13 protein-coding genes are annotated in these 23813 nt (G+C 74.6%); 12 read left to right on the forward strand and 1 reads right to left on the reverse strand.

What is annotated here, in order from left to right:
- Window positions 1-259 precede the first annotated feature (259 nt).
- The 12 genes from OG361_RS30270 to argF all read left to right on the forward strand — a co-directional run bounded on the left by OG361_RS30270 (window position 260) and on the right by argF (window position 23063).
- Window positions 260-985, forward strand: coding sequence for a Crp/Fnr family transcriptional regulator (locus OG361_RS30270; RefSeq protein WP_384571438.1), 726 nt, complete (start codon window positions 260-262; stop codon window positions 983-985).
- Window positions 986-1075: 90 nt separating this feature from the next.
- Window positions 1076-2005, forward strand: a complete 930-nt coding sequence (locus OG361_RS30275; protein WP_405858526.1) for a hypothetical protein — start codon at window positions 1076-1078, stop codon at window positions 2003-2005.
- A complete protein-coding gene (locus OG361_RS30280) occupies window positions 2002-4470 on the forward strand; it encodes a hypothetical protein (RefSeq protein ID WP_405858527.1) in 2469 nt (822 codons plus the stop codon). The genes OG361_RS30275 and OG361_RS30280 overlap by 4 nt, the downstream gene beginning before the upstream one ends.
- A complete protein-coding gene (locus OG361_RS30285; protein WP_405858529.1) occupies window positions 4467-6344 on the forward strand; it encodes a hypothetical protein in 1878 nt (625 codons plus the stop codon). The genes OG361_RS30280 and OG361_RS30285 overlap by 4 nt, the downstream gene beginning before the upstream one ends.
- Window positions 6341-6934: a Pycsar system effector family protein gene (locus OG361_RS30290; RefSeq protein ID WP_405858531.1), complete on the forward strand. Its 594-nt coding sequence runs from the start codon at window positions 6341-6343 to the stop codon at window positions 6932-6934. Before OG361_RS30285 ends, OG361_RS30290 begins: the two co-directional genes overlap by 4 nt.
- A gap of 8 nt (window positions 6935-6942) precedes the next feature.
- Complete coding sequence (locus OG361_RS30295; protein WP_405862526.1) at window positions 6943-9633, forward strand: VWA domain-containing protein; 2691 nt, start codon at window positions 6943-6945, stop codon at window positions 9631-9633.
- A gap of 22 nt (window positions 9634-9655) precedes the next feature.
- Window positions 9656-13279, forward strand: coding sequence for a tubulin-like doman-containing protein (locus OG361_RS30300; protein ID WP_405858533.1), 3624 nt, complete (start codon window positions 9656-9658; stop codon window positions 13277-13279).
- Window positions 13276-15933 (forward strand): hypothetical protein, encoded by a 2658-nt coding sequence (locus OG361_RS30305; protein ID WP_405858535.1) that lies wholly within the window; start codon window positions 13276-13278, stop codon window positions 15931-15933. Before OG361_RS30300 ends, OG361_RS30305 begins: the two co-directional genes overlap by 4 nt.
- Window positions 15930-18143 carry a hypothetical protein gene (locus OG361_RS30310; RefSeq protein WP_405858537.1) on the forward strand — a complete coding sequence of 738 codons (2214 nt, stop codon included), beginning with the start codon at window positions 15930-15932 and terminating at the stop codon, window positions 18141-18143. Before OG361_RS30305 ends, OG361_RS30310 begins: the two co-directional genes overlap by 4 nt.
- Window positions 18140-20656, forward strand: coding sequence for a hypothetical protein (locus tag OG361_RS30315; protein WP_405858539.1), 2517 nt, complete (start codon window positions 18140-18142; stop codon window positions 20654-20656). Before OG361_RS30310 ends, OG361_RS30315 begins: the two co-directional genes overlap by 4 nt.
- A 63-nt stretch (window positions 20657-20719) precedes the next feature.
- Window positions 20720-21952, forward strand: coding sequence for an arginine deiminase (locus OG361_RS30320; protein WP_405858541.1), 1233 nt, complete (start codon window positions 20720-20722; stop codon window positions 21950-21952).
- 103 nt (window positions 21953-22055) lie between these two features.
- Complete coding sequence (argF, locus tag OG361_RS30325; protein WP_405858542.1) at window positions 22056-23063, forward strand: ornithine carbamoyltransferase; 1008 nt, start codon at window positions 22056-22058, stop codon at window positions 23061-23063.
- Window positions 23064-23183: 120 nt separating this feature from the next.
- On the opposite strand, the gene OG361_RS30330 is transcribed toward argF, so the two are convergent.
- Window positions 23184-23681, reverse strand: a complete 498-nt coding sequence (locus OG361_RS30330) for an ATP-binding protein (RefSeq protein ID WP_405862527.1) — start codon at window positions 23679-23681, stop codon at window positions 23184-23186.
- Between the last annotated feature and the right edge of the window lie 132 nt (window positions 23682-23813).

The raw sequence follows: 23813 nt of genomic DNA on the forward strand, positions 1-23813 counted from the left end.
TGGCTGTTCCGCGATTCTTTCGTGCTGCTCCGACGGGGGGCGCAGGGGTGCAGAGAACGGCGCTCCCCTGCGCCCCCCGTGTGCGTTGACGCGATCGTTCCGCACCTCTAGCGTTCTTCACCCCATGAGGTGACACAGTGTCAACTGTGTGGCGACGCACGCCACATGAGGTGGGAACACACGCGCGAGAGGCCCCGGTCGGCCGCCGGTGGGCGGTCTTCCCCGGAGGGTCCGCAGACGGTACGGGGGTGAGCGGGAGATGAGTCTTTTCGGCCAGGACCGCTCCTTCCTCCACGCCCTTCCGGCGGCAGACCGCCGTTCCCTGCTCGCCGAGGGCGCCCGCCGCGTCTACGAACCCGGGGAGGTGATGATCCGCGAACGCGAAACCACCGCCTACGTCCTCGCCCTGCTCTCCGGCTGGTCCGTCGTCTCCGTCGGCACCGAGCGCGGCTCCCGGCTCATCCTCGCCCTGCGCGGGGCCGGCGAGGTCGTCGGCGACCTCGCCGCCGTCGACCTGCGCCCGCGCAGCGCCACCGTCACCGCCCTCGGCACGGTCGAGGCGGTGGCCGTCTCCGGCGACCGGTTCCGGCGCTTCCTCGCCGCCCGGCCGCACGCCACCTCGCTGATCATGCGCCAGCTCGCCACCCGGCTGCGCAGCGCCGACGTCGAACGCCGCGCGCTCGCCTCCGAGACCGTCCTGCAGCGCCTCGCGGCCCGGCTCGTCGAACTGGCCGAGCGCGCCGGCCGGCGGGCCGACGCCGGGACCGTACTGGAACTGCCGCTGCCCCAGCACGACCTGGCGGCGGCCATCGGGGCCACCCGGGAGGCGGTGGCCAAGGCGCTGCGCCTGCTGCGGGAACAGGACGTCGTCCGCACCGCGAACCGCACCGTCATCGTCATCGACATGCGGGTCCTGGTGCTGCTCGCCGAGGGGCGTGCGCGCCCCCGCGCGGAACAGGCGGACGAATCTCCGCCCGATGTGTAAACGGTTACATCGCCAGTCGCGGAACGCGGCCAGTCTGGAAACGCACCACCACGGCACCAGCGGCACCACGGCATCACACAGGGAGTCCGAGTGAGCAGTGCGGGAGCGAACGGGGCGCACGGGGAGGCGGCTTCGCGCCGGGAAGCCGTCTCGGGCGGGATCCACCGGTTCGTCGTCTTCGGCGACATCTGCGGGTCCGGCACCCTGGACATGGCCGAGAAGGAGCTGCACCGCGCGGCGATGTACGCGGCGTTCGACGAGGCGTACACCTCCGTCGGCGTCGAGCCCGGCACCTTCCACCAGGAGGACAGGGGGGACGGCATCCTCGCCGCCCTGCGCCCCGACGTGCCGCCGACGCTCATGGTCGGACGGTGGATCGACACCCTGTACGAGAGCCTCCGCGCCCACAACAAGGGACGGAGCCGGCGGCTGCGCCTGCGGATCGGCATGAACGCCGGGCTCGTGGTCCAGGACCGGCACGGGCTCGCCGGGCGGACGGTCGATCTCGCCGCACGGCTCTGCGACAGCCCCACGGCCAAGCGGATCATGACGGAGGCCCCCGAGGTCGACCTGCTCGTCGTGGTCTCCGACTGGCTGTACGGGAACGTGGTCGCGGAGGGCGGCCGGTACGTGGAGCCGGCGCACTACCGGCGGTCCCGGATCAGGTCCAAGGAGACCGACGAGGCCGCTTGGTTCCACGTGCCGCGCAGGACCGCACCGCCCCTCATCGGACCCGAGGGGGAGGTGGCGCCCGAGGGGGCGACGGTGCCTGAGGGGGAGACGGCGCCGGAGGGGGCGGCCGGGCCCGAGGGGGCGGCCGGGCGGCAGCGGGCGCGGGTGCGGGTGGAGGGCGCGGAGACCGGCGTTGGGCCGTCGCGGGGGGACGGCCCAACGCCCCGAACCGGCGGGGGGAACCGCACGTACAACGTCGGGGGAGACCTGCTCGACGTCCACGGCAACACGATCCACGGGGACTTCACCGGATTCAGCAAGGGCTCGGGGGCGGGTGAGTCGAAGTGAGCGACCAGGACGACGGCGCCTCCTCGAACGAATCCCAGGACGCGGGCCGCGACCCGGGCGACCGGGGCGGCGACCGGGGCGCGGACAGGGGGTCGGACCGGGGCTCGGAGCGGGGATCCGACCGAGGATCGGACAGGGGATCGGACAGGGGATCGGACCGCGGATCGGAGCGGGGATCGGACCGCGGCTCCGGCCGGGTGGACCGGGAAGGCGAACGGGCGGGCGGCTCCGACCGGGGGGACGGCGCAGGGGACCAGCCGCGCGAGCCGAGCGTCTTCGAGACCGCCGACCGGGGCCCCCTCGGCGGCGAGAGCGACACCGGCGGCGCCGCCACCGCCCGCAGGGCCGTCCGGACCTGGGCGAGCGCGGCGGGTGACCGCCACACCACCATCCAGGGCGACGGCACCGTCTTCGAGGGCCACCAGATCTTCGCCCTGTACGGCTCCGACCGCGCCGCGCACTTCGTCCAGGGCCCCGTCCCGCCCGAGACGCTCGTCCACCTCGGCCAGGTGTACTGCGAGACCGCCGGCTACCAGCGGATGAAGGAACGGCTCCGCGACCACCGGGTCCTCGTCCTGTGCGGCGAGCCCGGCAGCGGCCGCAAGGCCACCGCGCTCGCCCTCCTCGACGAACTCACCGGCGGCAAGGTGTTCCGTCTCGACCCGCGCCACGGCGTCGACGAGATGACGGAGGAGGTCCTCCAGGAGGGCGGCGGCCATCTCCTGGAACTGCTCGCAGAGGACGTCCGCGCCGAGGGCGAGCCACGGCACTCCCGCTCCGGCCCGGGCGACCGCGCCGCCGCCCGCCGCCCGGCCACGCGACTCTCCGAACTGCACCTGGACCGCTTCGGCGACCTGCTGCGCGGCCGGAACGCGTTCGGAGTCGTCCTCGTCGAGAACGGCGAGCTCGCCGACCGGCTGCTGCGCGGACGGTACGGGACGTACTGCGCCCCGCCGCCGGCCGACGAGGTCCTCCACCGTCACCTGCGCCTCCAGCTGCGCGCCGAGCCCGGCGAGGCCCTCGGCGCCGCGCGGGCGCTCGCCCGGCGGGCCGACGTCGTGACCGCCCTCGGCCTGGAGGAGCTGCGGCCGCGCGAGGCCGCCCGGCTCGCCGACCACCTCGCCCGGCACTGGCGCGGCGAGGTGACGGACGATCAACTCCTCTCCGACTGCGCCACCTTCGTGACCTCGCAGGCCCGCGAGTGGTTCGCCGGGGCCGACCGTCCCGGCACGCTCCCGGAGGCGCTCCCCGTCCTGAACGCCGGAGCCTTCCGTGTCGCCGTCGCCGTCTTCGACGGCTCCGCCTACAGCCTCGCCGCCGAGGCGGCCGAACTCCTCGCCTGGGAGCTCGCCGTCACGCTCGACCCCGAACACGCCCCGGGCAGGCGGCTGTTCGGGACACACGCGGAGCACCGGCCGGTGCTCGCCCGCGCGGTCCTGGAGGACGGCGAGCTGGACCTCGGACCGGCCACGGTGCCCATCCGGGCCGTCCGCTTCCAGGGCGAGGCGCTCGCCGGTGCCGTCCTCGGCGAGGTCTGGCACGGCTACCACAACGTCCGCGGACCGGTGGCCCGTTGGCTGCGCGCCCTCTGCGACGACGTGCGCCCCGAGGTGTGGGTACGGGCCTCCATCGCCGCCGGCGTGCTCTGCTCCTGGGACTGGATCCACGGCTTCCGCGAGCTGGTCGTGCCCCTCGCGGTGACGGACGAGCCGGTCGCCCGGATGGCCGCGGCGACCGCGCTCGCCGAATCGGCCCGCGACCCGCGCATCCGGCCGGCCGTCGCCGACGTGCTCAAGAACTGGGCGGTGTCAGGGGAGGACGCGCTCGTCGGGACCGCCCTGCTCGCGCACGGCTACGTCCTCGCCGCCGGGGACGTGCCCGGCTCGCTCGACGCCCTCGCCCGGGTCGTCAGGACCCGCGAGGCCACCGACGGCGACGTGCTCGCACCCGCCTCCTTCAGTGTGGCCCGGCTGCTCGCCTCCGGTGAGCCCGAGCCCGTGCTGAGCCGGCTCCACCAGTGGCTCGACGACGGACGCATGGTCCTCGCCAACCTGGTCCACCTCACCGTCATCCGCGCGCTGAACACCCGGACCACCCATCTGTGGGGACTGCGGGACGTACCCGAGCTCGACCCGCACGCGTCCCGCCCGCTGGTCACCGCGCTGCTCGCCACCCGCCCCGAACTCGCCCCCGAGCTGGCCAGGCTGCTCCGGCACACGCTCGCCACGGCCCGCTCCGGGGGAGCGGCCCTGGAGGCCCTCGGGAGTCTGATCCGGCGGGCCGCGAAGGACCCGGAGGCACTCGGACACGTCTGCCGCTTCCTGCCGCTGCTCGCGGTGGACCGCCGCGACCGCGACCGCCTGAGGGGCCTGCTGAACGAACTGGTCCGGGACCGCGACCGGCCCCTGGACAGGGGCGCGGCGCGCCGCATGTGGGACGCCGTGACGGAAGGAGCCAACCGATGACCGGGCCCGAGCAGAACAGGAACGCGCGACCGGACGAGCGGGCGCGGTGGGACGAGCGGGGACCGGACGGGCGGGGGCCCGACGGGCGGGTGCCGGACGGCCGGGCACGGCAGCGGTACGAGGAGCCGGCCGAGCGCGCGCGGGACGAGCGGGATCGGCAGCGGTACGACCGTGAGCGGCAGCAGTACGAGCGCGAACGGCGTCAGTACGAGCGGGAACGGCGGCGGTACGAGGGGCGGGGCGACGGGGTGAACGGGGAGCAGGACCGGGACCGGGACCGGGAAGAGGGGCGCGAGGCGGAGCAGGGGGACGAGTGGGGGCGGGAGCGCGGTCAGGAAGGCCGCGGGTGGGAGCGGGAGCGGGCGCGGGAGCGCGAACAGCGGAGCGCGGACGGCTCCGGCAGGCCGCGCGGACCGCTGCTCGGGGAGTACGCGCCCCCGTACCGCCGCCGGAGCGGCCGGGTCGCCGCGGTGCTCCTCTACCGCAACGGCGGTCACCGCGTGGTCTGGCCGGACCGCAACGAGGACGTCAACAAGCCCATGCTCGGCTCTCCCTACACCGTCTTCGAGGTGCAACTCGGCCGCAACGTGACGGAGTTCCGGCTCCAGCTGCCGGCCGCCGGGGACGGTGTCTTCTTCGAGGCCCTCGCCAGGGTCCAGTGGGTGGTGACCGATCCGCACCTCGTTGTCCAGGAACAGGTCGAGGACGTGGCCGAGTTGCTGCACGACGAACTGCTCGACCGACTGCGTCGGCTCTCCCGGAGGTTCCGGATCACCGAGGCGCAGCGCGCCGACGAGGCGGTCCGGGAGGAGCTGAGCGCCGGACGCCTCGTCCTCGGCCGGGACATCGGACTGAAGACCCGCGTCCACGTCTTCATCGACCTCGACGACTCGGTCAAGGCCGAGATCCACCGGCGTGACCGGATCGGCGTCACGATGGAGGCCGATGCCCGCGAGGCCGAGGCGGAGCGCCGCAGGGACGAGGCCGAGCGGGTCCGGGTCGCCGATCGCGCCCGCGAGATGGAGGCCCTCTTCCGGCGCGGTGACCTGGCCCAGATCGCCCACCACATGGCGATGCACCCCGACAAGCAGTGGGAGATCCGGACGCAGCTCCAGCGGGAGCGGCGCGAGGGCCAGGAGGACTACCTGGCCGTCTTCAACCGACTGCTCGACACCGGGGTCCTGGAACGGCACGACATCGGCGAGCAGATGTACCAGGTGCTGATGTACCTGCGGACCCAGACCAGCAACGTCGTCGGCGGCATCACGGACCACGTGCTCAACCCTTCGGGCGGCGCGGGTCCGCGGGCGCGGCGCGCCCTGGAGGAGGGACTCCCGGAGCCGAGCCGCCCCGACTGGGACGACGAGCACGGGGAGAGCCGTGGGCGTGGGGAGGGCCGGGAGACCCGGGAGACCCGGGATACCTGGGAGTCCAGGGAGGCACGGGAGTCCCGGGAGGCACAGGAGGCCCAGGAGACCAGGGAGGCCCGGGAGCGTGGGGAGCGCGCGGACGACCCTCCCGAGCGCCGGGTCTACGAACCGACCCGTGTCGAGTCCGGCTCCGACCGGGAGCGTGAGCGGGGCAGGGGACGGGACCGGGACCGGGACGGGTACGGGGACGGGTACGGGGAGCGGGGCCGGCGGGACGGCGGCCACGACCGGTACGAGGCGGACGACCCGTACGACCGGAGCGACCCGTACGAGCGGAACGACCGGAGCGACCGGGGCGACCGGAGTGACCGCGACGAGCGGTACGACCGGTTCGACCGCGACGACCCGTACGACCGCGGGGACTCCGACCGGTCGCGGCGGTCCGCGCGGCCCATCCGCCCCGCCCGCCCCAGCTCCGAGTTCGACGACTGGGACGACGCATGACGACCCCGGAACCGACATCAGCCTCGATCGGGCCCACGCCCCCGCCCCCACCCCCGGACGACCCGACCGCGGTCCCGGCCCCGCGGGCGAACCCGGTCCCCGCGTCCGCCCCGGCCCCCGTGGCGCCCGAGGAGCTGCGGTTCATGGCCGAGCGGCTGCTCTCCACCGTCAGGGAGGACATAGGGCGGGCCGACACCAAGGCCGCGATCCTGCTCTCCGGCGCGCTCGCCTTCCTCGCGGTGGTGTTCTCCGGGGACCACGCCCCGATGCCCACGGGCGGGGCCGGGCTCGTCCTCCTGCTCCTGGCGGGCGCGCTGTGGACGGCCGGCGTCCTGATGCTCGTCTCGGTGGTCCTGCCCCGCACCCGGATCGGGGCGGACCGCACGTTCCTGCGGGAACTGGCGTCCGGGCCGTCCGAGCGCGAACTGCGCGAGCGGCTCGCCGCGCCCGGCGCGGACGCCACCGGCTGGCTCCTCGAACAGGCCAGCGTGCACGGACTCGTGCTCGCGGCGAAGTACCGGTGGCTGCGCCTGGGCGTCTTCGCGCTCGCGCTCGGCGCCCTCCTGGCCCTCTTCAGCGAACTGTGGTGAGAGTGACGATGCAGTGGACGAACAAGGGGAGCGCCCTGCTCCTCGCCGGTGCGCTGCTGGCGCTCTCCGGCCCGCTCGCGGCAGCCGGGACCCCCGGCGCGCCCCGCGCGCCCCGAGTCGCGACCGCCGGGCCCGCGGAGGGGCCCGACCCGATCGACTTCGCCGTCGTCGTCGACCAGTCGGCCAGCCTGGCCGACAAGGACCTGGCGCGCGAGACGGAGGCGGCCGCGCTGCTCGTCCAGGGCGAGATTTCCGAACGCTCCCGGGCCACTGTCATCGGCTTCGGCAGCTCCGAGAAGTCCGGCCAGTCGCCCGTACGCGACGTCTGCGCGCTCACCGTCGCGGACGCGGCGGGCCGTGAGCGGCTCAGCGACTGCGTGCAGCAGCTGAACCGCCGTGACGCGGCCCGGATGGGGCCGGGCACCGACTTCCCGGCGGCCATCCGCCAGGCGGTCACCCGTCTCACGCAGAAGAACCCGCCCAAAACCCCCGCCCCCGCCCCTGCCGCCGGAACCGGCACGGCCGCGAAGCCCCTCGTCACCCCCAAGGTCGTCTTCCTGCTGACCGACGGCAGGCTCGACGTCTCCGACAGCCCGCAGTACGGCACCGACCCCGCCAACCGCCAGTCCAACGGCGAGCGCCGGCTCACCGAGGAACTCGCCCGCGCCCGGGCGGCCGGCATCCAGATCTGGCCCCTCGGCTTCGGCGGCGAGATCGACCGCGCCGCCCTCACGGCCATGGCCGAGGGCGGCTACCGGGGCGCCTGCTCCGACGTGCCGGGTTCCGTCCCCCGGATGCGGGTCGTCGGCACCTCGGCCGAGCTCGACACGGCGCTCCAGGAGACCTTCGCCGCCGCCCGCTGCGCCCGGATCGCACACGGCACCGTCGGCAAGCCGCCCGCCGACCTGACCGTCGTCATCCCGCCCATCGCCACCGACGGATCGCTCACCGTCTCCAAGCACGACCCGAAGGTACGGGTCACCTACTACGACCCGGCGGGCCGCAAGGTCCCGACCCGGGGCGAGTTCGAGGGCTCCACCTTCGAGGTCGGCGGGCAGGACGGCCCGGTCGAGGCGCTACGCGTGAAGAACCCGCTGCCGGGCCGCTGGCGCGTCCACATCGAGGCGCCGGAGGGCCACCGCGACCGCGAGGTCGCGGTCCGGGCCATCTGGCAGGGCATGCTCGGCTCCGACGTCACGCTCGACCCGGCCTCGCCGCGCGCCGGTGAGAAGGTCACCGTCGAGGTCCGGATGCAGACCCGGCGCGGTGTCACCGTCACCGACCCCCGTCAGCTGGCCGGTCTCGCGGTCGCGGCCGAGCTGCGTGGCGCGGGCTTCACGCCCGTCACCTTCCGGCTCGCCGACGACGGGAAGGCCCCCGACCGCAGGGCGGGCGACGTCCGGTTCACCGGCACGCTCACCGTGCCCGCCGGTGCCACCGGCGACCTGGAGTTCACCACCCGCATGTCGGCGCCCGGCGTCACCTCCGACCGGCGCCCGCTGCACGCCCGGACCGCCCAGGGTTCCCCGCTCCTGACCGCGGGGCTCGCCCTCGACCGGGCCACCGTGCACCCCGGAGGCTCCTTCCGCGGCGTCCTCGACGTCACCAACAACGACTCCGCACCGCGCACCCTGCGGCTCGCCCTGGAGAACGTGACCCCCGGCGCCGGACTCACCCTCTCTCCGACGACCGTCACCGCACCGCCGGGCGGGAGCACCCGGGTCCCCTTCACGGTCGGCGTCGGGGGCGGGGCGCCCCTCGGTGAACTGGGCGGCCGGATCACGGTCGTGGACACCGGCGACGGCGACCTCCTGCTCGACGGCGACTTCCTCGACGCCCTGATCGTGGCCCCGCCGACCTGGTGGGACCGCTGGTGGAAGGCCGTCGTCGGCGGGGCCGCTGGCCTCGTCCTCCTCGCGGCCTTCGTCGGCATCCGGACGGCGGCCGGGATCCGCCGGCGCGACCTGACCGGCGTCACGCTCGAACTCCACGAGGACGGCAGGATCCTCGACACGCTCACCATCCGCCGGGGCCAGAGCGCCCGAGGCGCCTTCCCCTTCGCGATCGACGACGTGGGGGGCGCTCCGCCCACCCTCCGCCGGGCCCGCGAGGGCTCCTCCTCCGGCGTCCACGTGCTGCGCCGCACGAGCAGCGGCGAGCTGCTGCTGCGTCCCCGGGGCGGCGCGCAGGTCTCCGTGCGGTCCGGCGAGCCGACCGGCCTCGACGCGTACGAACTCGTCGTACGGGGCGGCGGAGCGGGCACCGCGGGCAGGTCGGGCCGCGCCCGCACCGGCTTCGGAGCCCGCACCGACTCCCGTACCGACTCCTTTACGGACGACGGCTTCCGCGGGGGAGACGGCTTCGGTACGGACGACCCGTTCCTCGGGGACGACGGCTTCGCCTCCGGCTCCCGTACGGACGAAGGCTTCCGATCCGGTTCCCGGGCGGACGACGGCTCCGGCTCCCGTACGCGTACGGACCGGGGAGGCCGCGTCCCGAGGCCGGGCCGGTTCGGCCGGTTCGGCCGCGCCGGACGGTCCGACGGCACGAGCGGCACGAGCGGGACGAGCGGGACCCGTGGCGCCCGTGGCGCTCGTGGCGCCCGCGGCGACGAACCCACCACCACGACCGAGACCGGAACCGGAATCAGCACGGGCACGGGCGGTACCAGCGCAGGGGACCCGGACCCCAATTTCTGAACGGGCCCCCAAAGGAGACGACATGAAGATCTACCAGCCCATGCTCTTCGTCGGGCTCGGCGGCACCGGCGGGCGCATCGGCAGCGAACTCGAACGCAGCCTGCGCCGGGAGCTGTGCGGACCCGACGGCACCGACCTGGTCGACGGCGGCCGCCGGCTGCCCTTCCAGCTGCCCGACTGCCTCCAGTTCGTCTACGCCGACTTCAGCGAGGGGGAGCTGCTGAAGCAGCCGCAGTTCCGGGCCAAGGGCGCCGAGGGCGCGGCCTTCGGCCGTACCTCCCGGATGATCCGGGACCTGCTGCCCACCGACTACGACTCCTCGCCCGAGGTCACGGACATGCTGCGCGTCTCCGTCCCCGAGGAGACCCGGCTCTGGCTGCCGCCCCAGATGCGTCAGCCGCGCGTCGCCCCCCTCAACAGCGGCGCGGGGCAGCTGCCGACCGTCGGGCGGGCCGCGCTCTTCGCGACCCTCCGCTCCGGCCTCGAACCCGTCCTGCGCCAGCTCCGCGAGGCGATCGGGGCCATCGGCCAGTCGGCCGGCGACCTCCAGCGGGTCGGCGGCGGCCGTATCCGGGGCTGCGACGTCTTCGTCGCCTTCTCCGTCGCCGGCGGCACCGGCGCCGGCATCTTCTACGACTTCATCCACCTCATCGGGCACGAGTTCCGCAACGCCAAGGTGCCCGGCGTGAAGATCTACCCGCTCGTCGTCATGCCCTCCGCCTTCCCGCCCGAGGCGGGCGGCGGACGCGAGGCCGAACTCAACTCCGCCCGCGCCCTCGTGGACCTCTCGCGGCTCGTCGACGACCAGAACGTGCCCGACTCCCCCGACACCGTCAGTGACGTCAAACAGCGCAGCCGGCTCAGCGTCAGGTACCCCGGTGACACGGTCGTCGCCCTGCGCCCCGCGACCATGCAGACCGCCTTCCTCTTCTCCAAGCCGGCCGTCATCGGCAGCGAGGACCTGCGCCGCTCCATCGCCGCCATGGTGATGTCGCTCATCGGCACCGAGCTCAGCGAGAGCAACGGCTCGGCGACCCACGCGGAGGACGACTACCAGTCCTTCGCCGAGAGGTTCGTCAACAAGGCCGTGGAGCGCGTGACTCCGGCCCGTTCCGGCATCGGCTACCGGGGCATGTCCACCAGCCTCGCCGCCTCCCTCACCGTTCCCGTCGACGACCTCGCCGAGATCGTCGCGGCCCGGCTCCTCGCCCAGGCCGTCCGCGGCATGGAGGAGCGGGCCCGGCGGCCCGCACGGGACGGACAGGAGCTCGTCCGGGACCTCTTCGTCCGCTCCGGCGTCGGCAGACTCTGGAACCGCGAGGCTCCGGACGTCCCCGGACCCGAGCAACTCCCCAGGGGGCGGCGGGACATCGCCCAGGAGCTCCAGCACCGGATCGGCGACATGGACGACGCCCTGCGCCGCCTTGACGCCAATCTCGCCCGCGAGATACCGCGCCTCACCGAGGACTTCAGGCCGGGCTCGGGCGCCCGCGAACTCCTCGGCCTCATCGGCCCGTTCCAGCTCGAAGCCGTCCTGCGCGGGCTGCCCGGCCACCCCGACAGGGTGGCCAGGGTGGGCTTCACCGGCATGCTCGACAACCGGCGCAACGAGCCCGAACGGCCCTCCCACGTCCAGGCCTCCGCCCCGCCGATCCCCCGCATCAAGGGGAGCGTCGGCGGCGTCGTACCGGCCCGGTGGAACGACCCCGACGTGCAGCAGGCGCTCGCCGCGCAGCAGGCCTGGTACCAGTGGCGGGCACGGAGCCTCTGGCATCGCGGCTGGCAGGCCGGCGAGTCCCAGTGGCGGCCGGCGCTGGGCCGGATCGTCAACGAGCTGGGCGAGCTCACCAAGATGCTCCGCGACCACGAGCAGAACGAGGCCCGGGTCTTCGCCGAACGCCGCCGCGAGCTCTACCGCGACGACCGTGCCGGCATCGCCTACCTCCTGCCCCCGCAGAACACCCTGCGAGCCTTCTACGACGACGTCATCGACCGGCTCGCCCAGAGCGAGGGCCTCCCCGAGGCCACCGACGCCGCGACCCTCCTCGACCGGCTGGTCCGGCCCGAGGACTGGAAGCGGGCCCTCGACGCGGTCCTCCGCCCGTCGGGGGCGGCGGTCAAGGAGATCAAGCAGGTTCTCGAACGGCGGGTCAAGCAGCTCTTCGGCGAGGCCAACGAGGCCCAGTTCACCCGCCCCCTGCTGCCCTCCATGGAGCTGCTTCTGCGGGCCGCCGCCGGGGACGAGGCCGCCGAGGCGAAGATCGACCCGCGCTGGCTCGGCCAGTTCCGCGCCCGGCTCGCCGGACTGCTCCCCGTCGGCTTCGTCCCGGACGGCAGCGGCCCGATGAAGATCCTCATCGTGCACCCGGCCAGCGAGTCCGACGGCCGGGCCGCCGGCTTCCTCAGGCAGGAGCTCAACCTGCCCGCGAAGGCCACCCAGGAGTACCGGGCCGTCGACACCGAGTCCCTCACCGTCGTCCTCTTCCGCAGCGGCATGAACCTCACCGACATCTCCGAGGTCCGCAACGTCCTCAGCCTCTGGTCCGAGGCCCGGGACTCGGCCGGGGAGGACGACTTCCTGCACTGGCGGCAGCGGCTCGGCTACCAGGACGACTGGCTCGTCGCCACCGAACAGGACCGGCAGCGCATCATGCACCGACTGCTCTGCGCGATGTGGAACGGCAACATCGACACCGAGGGCCCCGAAGAGTCGCCCCACCTCGTCCGGATCCGGCTCCAGGAGGGCGAGTCCGCGACCATGTCGCTGCGCCTGGAGGACTTCGACGGCTCGCTCTCCAGCTGGGCGGGGATGCTGCGCGCGTACGAGCGCTGGGCGCTGCTCGACGAGGGACAGATCATCGAGGTGTTCTGCGAACGGCTCATGCGCACCCTGCCCAAGGGGCTCGCGCAGGTGCCCGCGCCACCGTCACCGCTCTTCACCCACTTCGTGGAGCACGTCGCCCCGCGCCAGTTCGTGCTGCTCGACCGACTCGAGGCCGAGTACGCCCAGTACGGCGACACGGACATCGAATGGCTGGCCCCGCTGCGCCACTTCTGGGAGGTCACCTACCCGGGCGCCCTCAACATGCGCTTTCCCGCCTCGTCCCGCGCGACCCGCTCCACCCTGCGCGCCCTCTTCGACCGCCACGGCCCGGGCGGCCGGGCGGGACGCGGGCAGGGGCACGCGGGGCAGGGGCACGTGGGGCAGGGCCGTCCCCGGCAGGGGCAGGCCGTGCCCGGACAGGCTTCCCGGGGGCAGGGCCAGGGCCCGGGCCAGTGGCAGCGGCCCGGTCCCGATCCCCGGGAGAGGTACGGGTACGAGGCCGGGCCCGAGCGTGAGCCCGCCGCCGGACCGGGAGCCGGACGGTACGAGCAGCACGGCCAGTACAGCCAGCACGGCCAGCACGGCCAGCACGGCCAGTACGAGCAACACGGCCAGTACGAGCAACGTGGTCAGCACGGTCAGCACGGTCAGCACGGTCAGCACAGGCAGGACGAGCAGCACCGGCAGTACGAGCAACACGGGCAGCACGGTCAGCACGGACAGTCCCAGGGGTCCGCGTACGAAGGTGCGTGGGAGGAGGATCCCGAGCCCGACTTCGAATCGGACGGCTACCCCTGGGACCAGGAAGGTGAGGAGGAGTGAACCACCGCGTCATCCCTGAACGACCCCTGCCGGGCCACGCCGTCTGCCTCGACCTGCGGGCGGGCGGGCCGGACGACCCCGGCGCCGCCGTCCGCGCCGCGCTGGACGTCCCACAGCCCGGCGGCGAGCGCCGGTTCCTCGTCGTCGACGAGGCCGCAGGACTCGTCGCCCACCAACTCCTCTACGAGCGCCTCTCCTCCTACGGCCCCGCCCAGATCGTCTGCCTGGCCGTCGGCACCCGCGGCGAACGGACGCTGCGCCGCACCCTGGCGCTGCGCCCGCCCGCCGCCGGAGTCCTGTGGCTGCTGGACACCCCGGGCGACGCCGTCCCCGGCGACGCCGTCCTGCGCCCGCTCGTCGAGGTGCTCTCCACCCCCGAGGTCTTCGACGCCGTCCTCGGTTCGCTCGGCGGGGTGGTGCACGGCGTGGCCGTGCCCGCTGTCAGGGTCCTGGAGCACGACCTCACCGACGAGGCCCGCGCGCGGGCCTGGCGCCAGGCCGTCGAGGGGCTGACCGGCCCCGAGGTCCCGGCCGGTGCCGCCTCCGCCGAGCAGGTGCCGGGCGCGCTCGCGCTCCTCCTCGACGAGGGCGTACCGCGCTCCCTCGCCGGCCACGACTGGCTTCCGAGGGTGGGCAGGGCGGGGGCCGAACTCGCCGCCTGCCAGGAGGCACTCGAAGACGCCGTCGACGGGTACGAGCGGGTGCGGGGCGCGGCGGGACTCCTGACCGGAGTCGGCCGTACCGTCGATCTGCCGGGGGACGTCGAGCGGCTGACCCGGGAGCTGGCCCGGTTCCGTACGACCGTCGCGGACGCGTTCGGCGCCGCGGGCGGCACCCGGCTCACCGCGGAGCACCGCGGGGTGCTCCGCGACCGGGGGGTCGAACTGCCCGAGATGCCGCGGGAGATCTCGCGGGCGGGGATCGTCCCCGCGCTGCGGGACCACACGTACGAGATGATCGGCAAGGGGCTGCCGTTGCGTTCCGTGGCGGCCCGGCTCTCCGCGCTCTCCGCGCGCACCGCCCCGGCGGGCAGCGCCTCGCGGCTCGCCCGGCTCGACGCGATCTGCGGGCCGGAGCGGCTGCGGCGCCTGGGGGGCCGGTATCCCTTCACGGCCGGCGGGTCACGGCCTGCGGCCTTCGCCCTCACCGGACTGCTGGCGCTCCTCGCCGGGGTCTGGCCGGTGCTCGGCTGGTTCCTCGGCCCGGCGACCGGCCTTCTCGCCGCCGGACTCGCCCATCTGATGCTGCGGCGCAGGCCCAACCGCTCGCCCGACGGGCGGATCGACGGCGGCGGTGCCACGGGCGCCGCGCCCCGGCTCGCCGGCGGAGTCCTCGGCGGCCTCGCCGGCGCGGGCCTCGGCCAGTTCCTCGCCCTGCCGACGTGGGCGGGGGCCGCGGCGCTGACCGTGTCCGTGGTGGCGGTGGTCCTGCTCGCGCTGCGCGACTGGACCCGGGCCGTGGACGACTGGTGGGCGCGGGCGGATCCGGAGGAGGCCGGCCGGATCCTGCGGGAGACGCACGCCCTGGTCGTGACGACCGCCGTGCACGACTGGCTCTTCGCCGAGGTGCGGCACCACTGCTCGGCCGGGGCGGGGGCCGTGGCCCGGCTGCTGCGCGGTCTCGCGGAGACCGCCGACGGATACGGCGGCGCGCAGGTGCAGGAGTGGGACACCTGGGCGGACGAACCGCCGGAGCCCGCGCCGAAGCAGGGCCCGGTCGGCGGCCCCGACACCACTGCCGCCGCCTGGAGCTGGGACGACTGGGGGGACGGCGCGGACGACGCCTGGTCCGACCTGGACGACGCGCCTCCGGTACGGTCGTCGGCCGCGTCCCCGTACCCGCCGCCGTCCCCGGCCTTCTCCGAGGACCCGGCCCACTCCGTCGGCCCGGCCCACTCCTTCGACCCGTCCACCTTCGCGGACCAGCCCTCCTCCGCGTACCCGCCCTCCTCCACGTACCCCTCCTCACCGTCCCGGCCGGCCCCGGGGGCCGCCGCCGACATGCCGGGCGGCCTCCCCTCCGGGCCCGCCCCGGCGTGGCTGGAGCGGCGGTACGGGGACGGGGGCCCCGCGCTCGTCGACACGCTCGTCGGCGATCTCGTCGCCGGTACCGTCCTCATCCTCGACGGATGCTGGGCGGGCATCGAACGGGACCCCGGAGGTGCGGAGCGGGTGGCACGGGCGGCGCAGGGGCAGCGGCTCACGGAGCTCCTGGACGAGACCCGGCTCCGCCTGGAGCGCGACGTGGCCGCCTCGGCGCCGCCACCGTACGAAGGCCTCCGCGACCTCGGCGCGTTCACCTCGCTCGCGGCGTTCACCGACCGCTCCGAGCGGCCCGACGCGGCCCGCCTGACCGGTGTCGCACCGGACGCGGTGGCCCGGCTGCTGCTCGCCGACGACGACCCCGGCGGCACGGTCGCGCTCTGCGGCCCCGAGCACCTGCGGCTTCTCTCCCACGACCCGCTCGCCGCCCGGCAGGTCCGCTTCGTGCCCGAGGCGATGCGGCGCGGCGCGGCGGGTGACGACATCTGGCGGGGCACCGCCGAGGACGTGGTGTGGACCGGCGCGGGACGGCACGCGGGCATCCTCCGTCTCGTACCGCTGCGCGCGGACGTCGTGCACACCGTCCGCGCCGAGGAGGCGGGAGAACCGTGACAGACCCGAACCACCCGAACCACCCGAGCGACCCGATCGATCCGAACCACCCGGACCACCTGAGTGAGCCCATGAGTCCTCCGCATCCGTACTACGAGGAGCTGCCGTTCCTCAACCCCCGCGAGGAGGCGGTCCGCTTCACCGTCCGGTACGGCGACGACCGCCGTCCGCCCGGCCGCCCCGGCGTGCTCGCGCGCCGGGCCACCCTCGGCGCGGGATGGCCGGTCCTCCAGTTCCGGCTGACCGCGTCCGCGCAGGCCGACCCCCAGGCGTACGCCCTCCTGGAGCGCGAGGTGTCGGCCGCCGTGGCCATCGAACGGCGTTACGGCGCGGAGAAGTTCGGGGCCGTCTTCGCCAGGGTCGTCGGCTTCGACCTGACCGCGCCCGAACCCTTCGTGCTGTACCGGCTGCCCGGCGGCCGGCCGCTCACCGAGTGGACGGGCCGCCTCGGCCCCGAGGAGCAGGAGCGGATCATCGGCCAACTCTCCCTGGCCGTCAGGCTCCTGGAGGAGGCCGGGCTCGTGCACCGGGCCGTCGGGCCCGACACCGTACGGTGGGACGGCGCCCACGTACGGCTCTGCGAACCCTTCGCCGCGCTGCGCGCGGGGGAGGAGCGCGAGCCGTTCGGCGGCGCGCCCTGGGCATCGCCCGAACAGCGTGCCGGGCTCGGCGCTGCCGACCCGCGCGACGACCTGTGGTCCGTCGCCCAGCTCGGCTACTACCTCCTCTCCGGCCGCCCCGCCCGGGGCGAAGGGCCTCCCGGGGACCTCGGCGACTACCGCCGCCTCGCCGCCCTGGGGCAGAGCGGCCTCTTCTCCCCGAGGGCCGCGGAACGGCCGAGGCCTGCCGAGCTCATGCGGCTCCTGAACGTCCCCGACCCGCTGGCCGCAGCCGTCGGCGCCGCCGATCCGCTCGCCCGGTGGCACGCCCAGTACGACACCCAACTGGCCCGCAAACGCGTGGCGTTCGGCGGCGACCGGCCGCCGGAAGCGGAGTGGCCGGCCGATGCCCTGCCGGACGCCGTCTCCGATCCCCGCTCCTCGCGCACCACCTTCATCGGCCGCATCTTCGGGGGAGGGGAGGACCCCTTCCACCCCGCCGGTCCGGGGGCCCCGTCCGAGCCGCTGCCGGGCCCGTCGGCGCGGAGCCGGATGTGTCCGCACTGCCTGCTCCCCGTCGAGTACGACGAACGGCTGCTCGTCACCATCGACGCCAAGGGCAACCGGATCCCGCTCGACCTCAGCGGGGAGCGCCGCCCCGCCCATGTCGCGGACGCCCTGCGCAAGGCCTACCACCTGTGCCCGCACACGGCGGAGGGCGACGAGGAGCACGAACTCCCCGTGCCCTACCTCACCAACGGCGAGCCCCTCACCGTCGCCCTCGTCGGCAGCTCCTCCGTCGGCAAGACCCACCTCCTCGCCGCGATGCTCGGCGAGATCGAGCTCGGCGGCCTCGCGCCGTACGGACTGCGGTGCCGGCCGCTCAACCCCGAGGCGCACCGCACCTATCTGCGCGAACGGGTGCAGAGCCTCCAGCAGGGACGGCAGTTGGGCCGCACCGGGCAGCAGACCTTCGCCCGGTTCGCCGACGGGCTCCTCGTCTCCGCCGGCGGTGGCACGCCCCGGCCCGTCGTCTTCTTCGACCTCGCCGGCGAAGACCTCGCGCAGGACGGGGAGGTGGCCCGCTTCCTCATGGGCGTCGACGCCTTCGTCTTCGTCGTGGACCCGCTGCGCGCGCTCCGGCTGCCCGCCCTCGACCCGGTGCGGGACCAGAGCGGGCTGCGCCGCCGCGACCTCGGCGACGAGGCCTTCGCCACCGTGCTCGACCGCATCCCGAGGCAGCGCGGCGGACTCGTCGCCGCCCCGGCCGCGCTCGCCGTCAACAAGAGCGACCTCGTGCGCTTTGAACCGTCCGTCGACCGGTGGCTCGGCCGGGCGCTGCCCGGCCGCTTCGACCCCGCCGAGGCGCGCGACGAGAGCCGGGACGCGTACGCCTTCCTCGCCCACCACGCGAGCGCCGCCTGGCTCAAGCCCTTCGACGACTGCGCGAACTGCTCCCTGCACTTCGTCGCCGCGACCGGCGGGCAGGCCCGCGGCGACCGCTTCCCGCACGGCGTCCGGCCGCGCCGGGTGCTGGCACCACTGCTGTCCCTGTTCGCCATGTGCGGGCTGCTGCCCGGGGCGGAGCCGATGGAGGGGAACGTCCGATGACACGGTCGGAGAACGAGGTCGACCAGATCGTCTTCCGCTGGGACAGCGAGAACGCCTCGGGCAGCACCGGCTTCGGCCCGGTCGCCTGGTCAGGGCCCCGGGACGAGGCGGAGGCCCTCTTCCGGATCTCCGGCCCCATGCTGCGCGCCAGCGGGGAGGAGACCCGGCCCGCCCTGATCCGGCTCCAGCAGCGGGCGGGCGTGATGCTGATCCGGCGCACCCCGTTCACGGACGCCGACGGCGGGACCTCCGTCCTCTGCCACGCGCTCGTCGGCTCGCCCGCCCTCCTCGACCCCGCCGTCTGCCTCGGTCTCCACGCCTGGAACTGGGAGGGCGCCGCCGTGGACGTCGCCGTGGCGCGCGGCAGGCTCCCCGTCGTACGGGAGGAGGTCCTCGTACCGGCGACGGGCCGCGGACAGGGTGACCTCGACGAGACGCTGCCGTACGTGACGGAGGAACTCACCGGAACCGTCGCGGAGTTGCTGCGGAACCCCGAGGACCGGTTCACCGTCCTCGACGAACGGGGCGACACCGCCTGCCCCGTGCTGTGGGGGCTGCACAGCATGTTCGGCGCGCTCACCGACCGCCACTGGACCTTCGCCAGCCACGACACCGTCGAACTGCCCGCGATGCGCTTCGTGTTCGTGGGCCGCTGGTCGGGCGCGGCGAGCCCCAACACCGGGCGCCGCCGCGTCGACCCGCGTGAGCGGTCCGGCGACCGGGCGGAGGAGACCGCGGCCCGGCTCGTCCGCCACCACCTGCGCGGGGTCGCGGAGGGCGACGGCGGCGAGTACGCGGTCGGCAGCGCCCTCCACGAGGCGGCGTCCGCCCGCCGGGCCCCGCTGCTCCTCGACACGGCCGCCCGCGCCCTCGACGCCCTCGACCGCCGGAGCGGCCCACCCCCGAACCCGCGCTCCCGTCCCGGCCGGGACCCCCGGTACGCGGCCGCACCGGACCCGCGGTATCTGCCCCCACGGGACGCGCGGCAGCCGTCCGCACCGGACGCGCGGTACCCGTCCCGGCCGGACGCGCGGCGCGCCCCGGGCTCCCCGGACAGGGACGGCTCGTCCCCTCTCCCGGACAGGGACAGGGACAGGGACAGGGACAGGGACGGGGACGGGGACGGCTCGTCCCGTTTCCCGGACGGGCGGCACGCCCCGACGGCCCGGGAGGCCGAGCGGCCTCCGGGGCGGAGTCCCGTCCCTCCGGACGCGGGGTACTCGCCGACCTCCCCGGACGCGGGACGTGCTCCCGCCTCCCCCGAGCCCTGGGGCGGCCGTCGGGAGTCGCCTCACGAGGACCGTCCGCTCCCGGACCGTTCCCGCCCCCCGATCCCGGAGCCCCGGCGCCCGGCGGGACCGTACGGGGAGGCCTCGTACGGGGACGCCCCCGGCGGGGCCGACTCGTGGGCCGCGGAGGTCCCCGAGACTCCACCGCACCCGGCCGGCCGTCCCGCCGGCCATCTGCCGGACGACCGCACCCGGACCGCCCCCGACACCCCGGTCGCCCCCGCTCCGGTGTCCGGCACCGCTCCCGTGTCCGGCACCGCTCCCGACACCGACACCGCTTCTGTGCCCGACACCGGCCCCGCCCCCGCCCCCGGACCCGAATCCGCCCGGCCCGCCCCCGTCCGGGGGCACGACCCGTACCCCCGGCCCGTCCTGCCGTTCGTCGGCGCCCAGTGGACCGGCCCCGGCGAGGGCGGACGGCTGTCGTGGGCGAGGAAGTGGTGGGGGCGGGAGCGGGAGGACGAGACCGGGCTCGTGCACCGGCTGCCGACCGCACGTGACGTGGACGAGGCCCGCGGGTTCGTCGAGCGCGCCGGCAGCCGCGAGCTGCTCGCCGCCCTGCGCCGCCCCCAGGTGTACATCGTGGTCACCCTCCTCCTCGGCGAGATCGCCCGACGCCTGCCGGCCTGGGAGCATCCGCTGCGCCGGGAGCTGTGCGAGGTGGTCCTCGGCCGGGAGCTCTGGGCGACGGCGTCGCCCGGCGCCGAGCGGGACCGCTCCGAACCGCCCGAGGAGCAGCGCGCGTCCAACGCGGCCGAGCTGCACCGCTGGGCCGTCCGCCCCCTCCTCGGCGGCGGTGACGCCCCGGTCGGCACGGTCGCCGCGCTGCTCGCCCGGCTCCGTACGAGCCCCGTGCCGTCGGCCCGCGAGGCCTTCTGGCAGATCGTCGACGGCGACCGCCCCGGCCTGCCCGACGCGGTCTGGCTCACGCTCCTCAAGGAGGCGTACGGCGTCCCCCGCACCCCGTACACCACATCCACCCCGTACACCGCACCCACCACGCACGGCACGGCCTCCCCGCACGGCACCCACCACGCCCCACCCCACACGGCCTCCCACCCGGGCCCCGGCTCCTCCCACCCGGGCTCCTCCCACCCCGTCGCCTTTCCGCCGGACGACGACGAAGCCGCCGCCAACGGCTACACCCGGCGTTTCCTGATCCGCACCGGGGCGGTGCTGGGCCTCCTCGTCGGCGCGATCCTCGTCGCCGTCGCGCTGAGGTGATGCGGCCGGATCCGTAGGCCCGAAAGACGGGCCGCGGCCGCCCGGCTCCGTCAGGATGGGCGCATGGGATTCCATGTCGATTCCGAGACCGGGCGGCTGCGCCGCGTCATCCTCCACCGCCCCGATCTGGAGCTGAAGAGGCTCACGCCGTCCAACAAGGACGCCCTCCTCTTCGACGACGTGCTCTGGGTGCGCAGGGCCCGTCAGGAGCACGACGGTTTCGCGGACGTGCTGCGTGACCGCGGGGTCGAGGTGCATCTCTTCGGGGACCTGCTGCGCGAGTCCCTGGAGGTGCCGGCCGCCCGCGCGCTGGTCCTGGACCGGGTCTTCGACGAGAAGGAGTACGGGCCGCTGGCCGCCGACCACCTGCGGGCCGCGTTCGACTCGCTGGACGCCGCCGCGCTCGGCGAGGCGCTCGTCGGCGGCATGACGAAGCGGGAGTTCCTGGCGGGGCACCGGGAGCCGACCTCGGTCCGCTTCCACGCCCTCGACCTGGACGACTTCGTCCTCGGGCCGCTGCCGAACCACATCTTCACCCGGGACACCTCGGCCTGGATCTACGACGGCGTCTCCATCAACGCGATGCGCTGGCCGGCCCGGCAGCGCGAGACGGTGCACTTCGAGGCGATCTACGGGCACCACCCGCTCTTCGCCGGCCCGGAGGCGGGTCCGTTCCACCACTGGTCGGAGGGGCAGCGGGACTACCCGTCGACGATCGAGGGCGGGGACGTCCTCGTCATCGGCAACGGCGCGGTGCTCATCGGGATGAGCGAGCGCACCACCCCGCAGGCGGTGGAGATGCTGGCGCGCGGCCTGTTCGCGGCTGGTTCGGCGCGCACGATCGTCGCGCTCGACATGCCGAAGCGGCGCGCGTTCATGCACCTGGACACGGTGATGACGATGGTCGACCAGGACACGTTCACCCAGTACGCGGGGCTCGGCATGCTCCGCTCGTACACGATCGAGCCGGGCGACGCCGGGCAGTCCCTGCGGGTGACCGACCATCCGCCGGAGCAGATGCACAGCGCCATCGCCGCGGCCCTGGGGCTCCAGGACATCAGGGTCCTGACGGCGACCCAGGACGTGCACGCGGCGGAGCGCGAGCAGTGGGACGACGGGTGCAACGTGCTCGCCGTGGAGCCGGGGGTGGTCGTGGCGTACGAGCGGAACGTCACCACCAACACCCACCTGCGCAAGCAGGGCATCGAGGTGATCGAGATCCCGGGGAGCGAGCTGGGCCGGGGGAGGGGCGGTCCGCGCTGTATGAGCTGCCCGGTGGAGCGGGACGCGATCTGAGCGCTCGTCCACAAGAGGGGCTGTATATAAATGCTGAAGTGCGTATAGACTTCCAGGGTTGATACCGCCGTCCCCTCGACCCGTACCCCCAGGAGCGCGTCCCATGGCCACAGACCTCATCGGCCGCCACTTCCTCAAGGAGCTGGACTTCACCGCCGAGGAGTTCCGCGGCCTGATCACGCTCTCCGCCGAGCTCAAGGCCGCCAAGAAGTCGGGCGACGAGGTCCAGCGGCTGCGTGGCAGGAACATCGCCCTCATCTTCGAGAAGACCTCCACGCGCACCCGCTGCGCCTTCGAGGTCGCCGCCGCCGACCAGGGTGCCTCCACCACGTACCTGGACCCCTCGGGCTCCCAGATGGGGCACAAGGAGTCGGTCAAGGACACCGCCCGCGTGCTCGGTCGGATGTTCGACGGCATCGAGTACCGGGGCGACAGTCAGGCCGCCGTCGAGGAGCTCGCCGCCTTCGCGGGGGTCCCCGTCTTCAACGGGCTGACCGACGACTGGCACCCCACCCAGATGCTCGCCGACGTGCTCACCATGACCGAGCACACCGACAAGCCGCTGGACGGGATCGCCTTCGCCTACCTCGGCGACGCGCGCTTCAACATGGGCAACTCCTATCTGGTCACCGGCGCGCTGCTCGGCATGGACGTGCGGATCGTGGCCCCGAAGGCGTACTGGCCGGCCGAGGGCGTCGTGGCCGAGGCCCGCAAGCTCGCCGAGACCAGCGGCGCCACGATCACCTTCACCGAGGACGTGGCGGAGGGTGTCCGGGGCGCCGACTTCGTGATCACCGACGTCTGGGTCTCCATGGGCGAGCCCAAGGAGGTCTGGGACGAGCGGATCGCCGCGCTCTCCCCGTACTCCGTGACCATGGACGTGCTGCGGGCCACGGGGAACCCGGACGTCAAGTTCCTGCACTGCCTGCCCGCCTTCCACGACCTGGGCACGGCGGTCGGCCGCGACATCCACGCCCGGCACGGCCTGACCGAGCTGGAGGTCTCCGACGAGGTCTTCGAGTCGGCGCACTCCGTCGTCTTCGACGAGGCCGAGAACCGGATGCACACGATCAAGGCGGTCCTGGTCGCCACGATGGCGGGCCCCGCCTAAGCGGGTCGGGCATGCGTGAGGGGGGTCGGGCACGTGTGCCCGACCCCCCTCACACGTGCCCGACCCCCTCGCGGTGCACCACCTGATATGTACGGGCCGGGCGCCGCCGCTCGCGGCTCGTCACATCTCCCGGTGGCGGCGCTGAGCCGGTATCGAGGGGAGCGTGAACCAGACCGCCTTGCCGTGCGCGGTGGGGCGGTGGCCGCAGTCGCTGCTGAGCGCCCGGATCAGGAGGAGGCCGCGGCCGTGTTCCTGCCAGGGGTCGACCTCGGTGCCGGGGTCGGGGCAGACGAGCTCGCCGGGGCGGGCCGGCTCGGAGTCGTGGACCTCGACCTGGCAGCCGGCGGGTGCCGAGAGCAGCTCGACGACCAGCTCGATGGGGCCGAGGCCGGCGGTGTGCTCGACGGCGTTGGCGACGAGCTCGGCGGTGAGCAGCTCCGCGGTGTCACTGTCGGGGCGGGCGGCGACCGCGGGGTCGATGTCGTTGAGCGCGGTACGGATCAGGGCGCGGGCGATCGGTACGGCGGCGGTCGTGTGGGGCAGCTGGACACGCCAGGAGGTGACGGGTCCGGCGGCTTCGGGTCCGGTGCCGGTGGGTCCGGCGACTTCGGGCGGGATGGCAGGCTCCCTTCACCGATGGGGCGGGTGGGCGAGTGGGACGGAGGTGTCCCGAGACGTCCTGGTTTCAACCTTACGAGGTGTGAATTCCGCGTCCCAGAGCACCCCTCCCTTGTGGGTAGGGACTTCCGT

The organism is Streptomyces sp. NBC_00090, assembly GCF_045160815.1.
GTDB lineage: Bacteria > Actinomycetota > Actinomycetes > Streptomycetales > Streptomycetaceae > Streptomyces.

Excerpts from the sequence above, each read along its gene's own strand:
- OG361_RS30270 (WP_384571438.1), top strand. The coding sequence starts at position 260 with ATGAGTCTTTTCGGCCAGGACCGCTCCTTCCTCCACGCCCTTCCGGCG.
- OG361_RS30290 (WP_405858531.1), top strand. The coding sequence starts at position 6,341 with ATGACGACCCCGGAACCGACATCAGCCTCGATCGGGCCCACGCCCCCG.
- OG361_RS30285 (WP_405858529.1), top strand. The coding sequence starts at position 4,467 with ATGACCGGGCCCGAGCAGAACAGGAACGCGCGACCGGACGAGCGGGCG.
- argF (WP_405858542.1), top strand. The coding sequence starts at position 22,056 with ATGGCCACAGACCTCATCGGCCGCCACTTCCTCAAGGAGCTGGACTTC.
- OG361_RS30295 (WP_405862526.1), top strand. The coding sequence starts at position 6,943 with ATGCAGTGGACGAACAAGGGGAGCGCCCTGCTCCTCGCCGGTGCGCTG.
- OG361_RS30300 (WP_405858533.1), top strand. The coding sequence starts at position 9,656 with ATGAAGATCTACCAGCCCATGCTCTTCGTCGGGCTCGGCGGCACCGGC.
- OG361_RS30315 (WP_405858539.1), top strand. The coding sequence starts at position 18,140 with ATGACACGGTCGGAGAACGAGGTCGACCAGATCGTCTTCCGCTGGGAC.
- OG361_RS30320 (WP_405858541.1), top strand. The coding sequence starts at position 20,720 with ATGGGATTCCATGTCGATTCCGAGACCGGGCGGCTGCGCCGCGTCATC.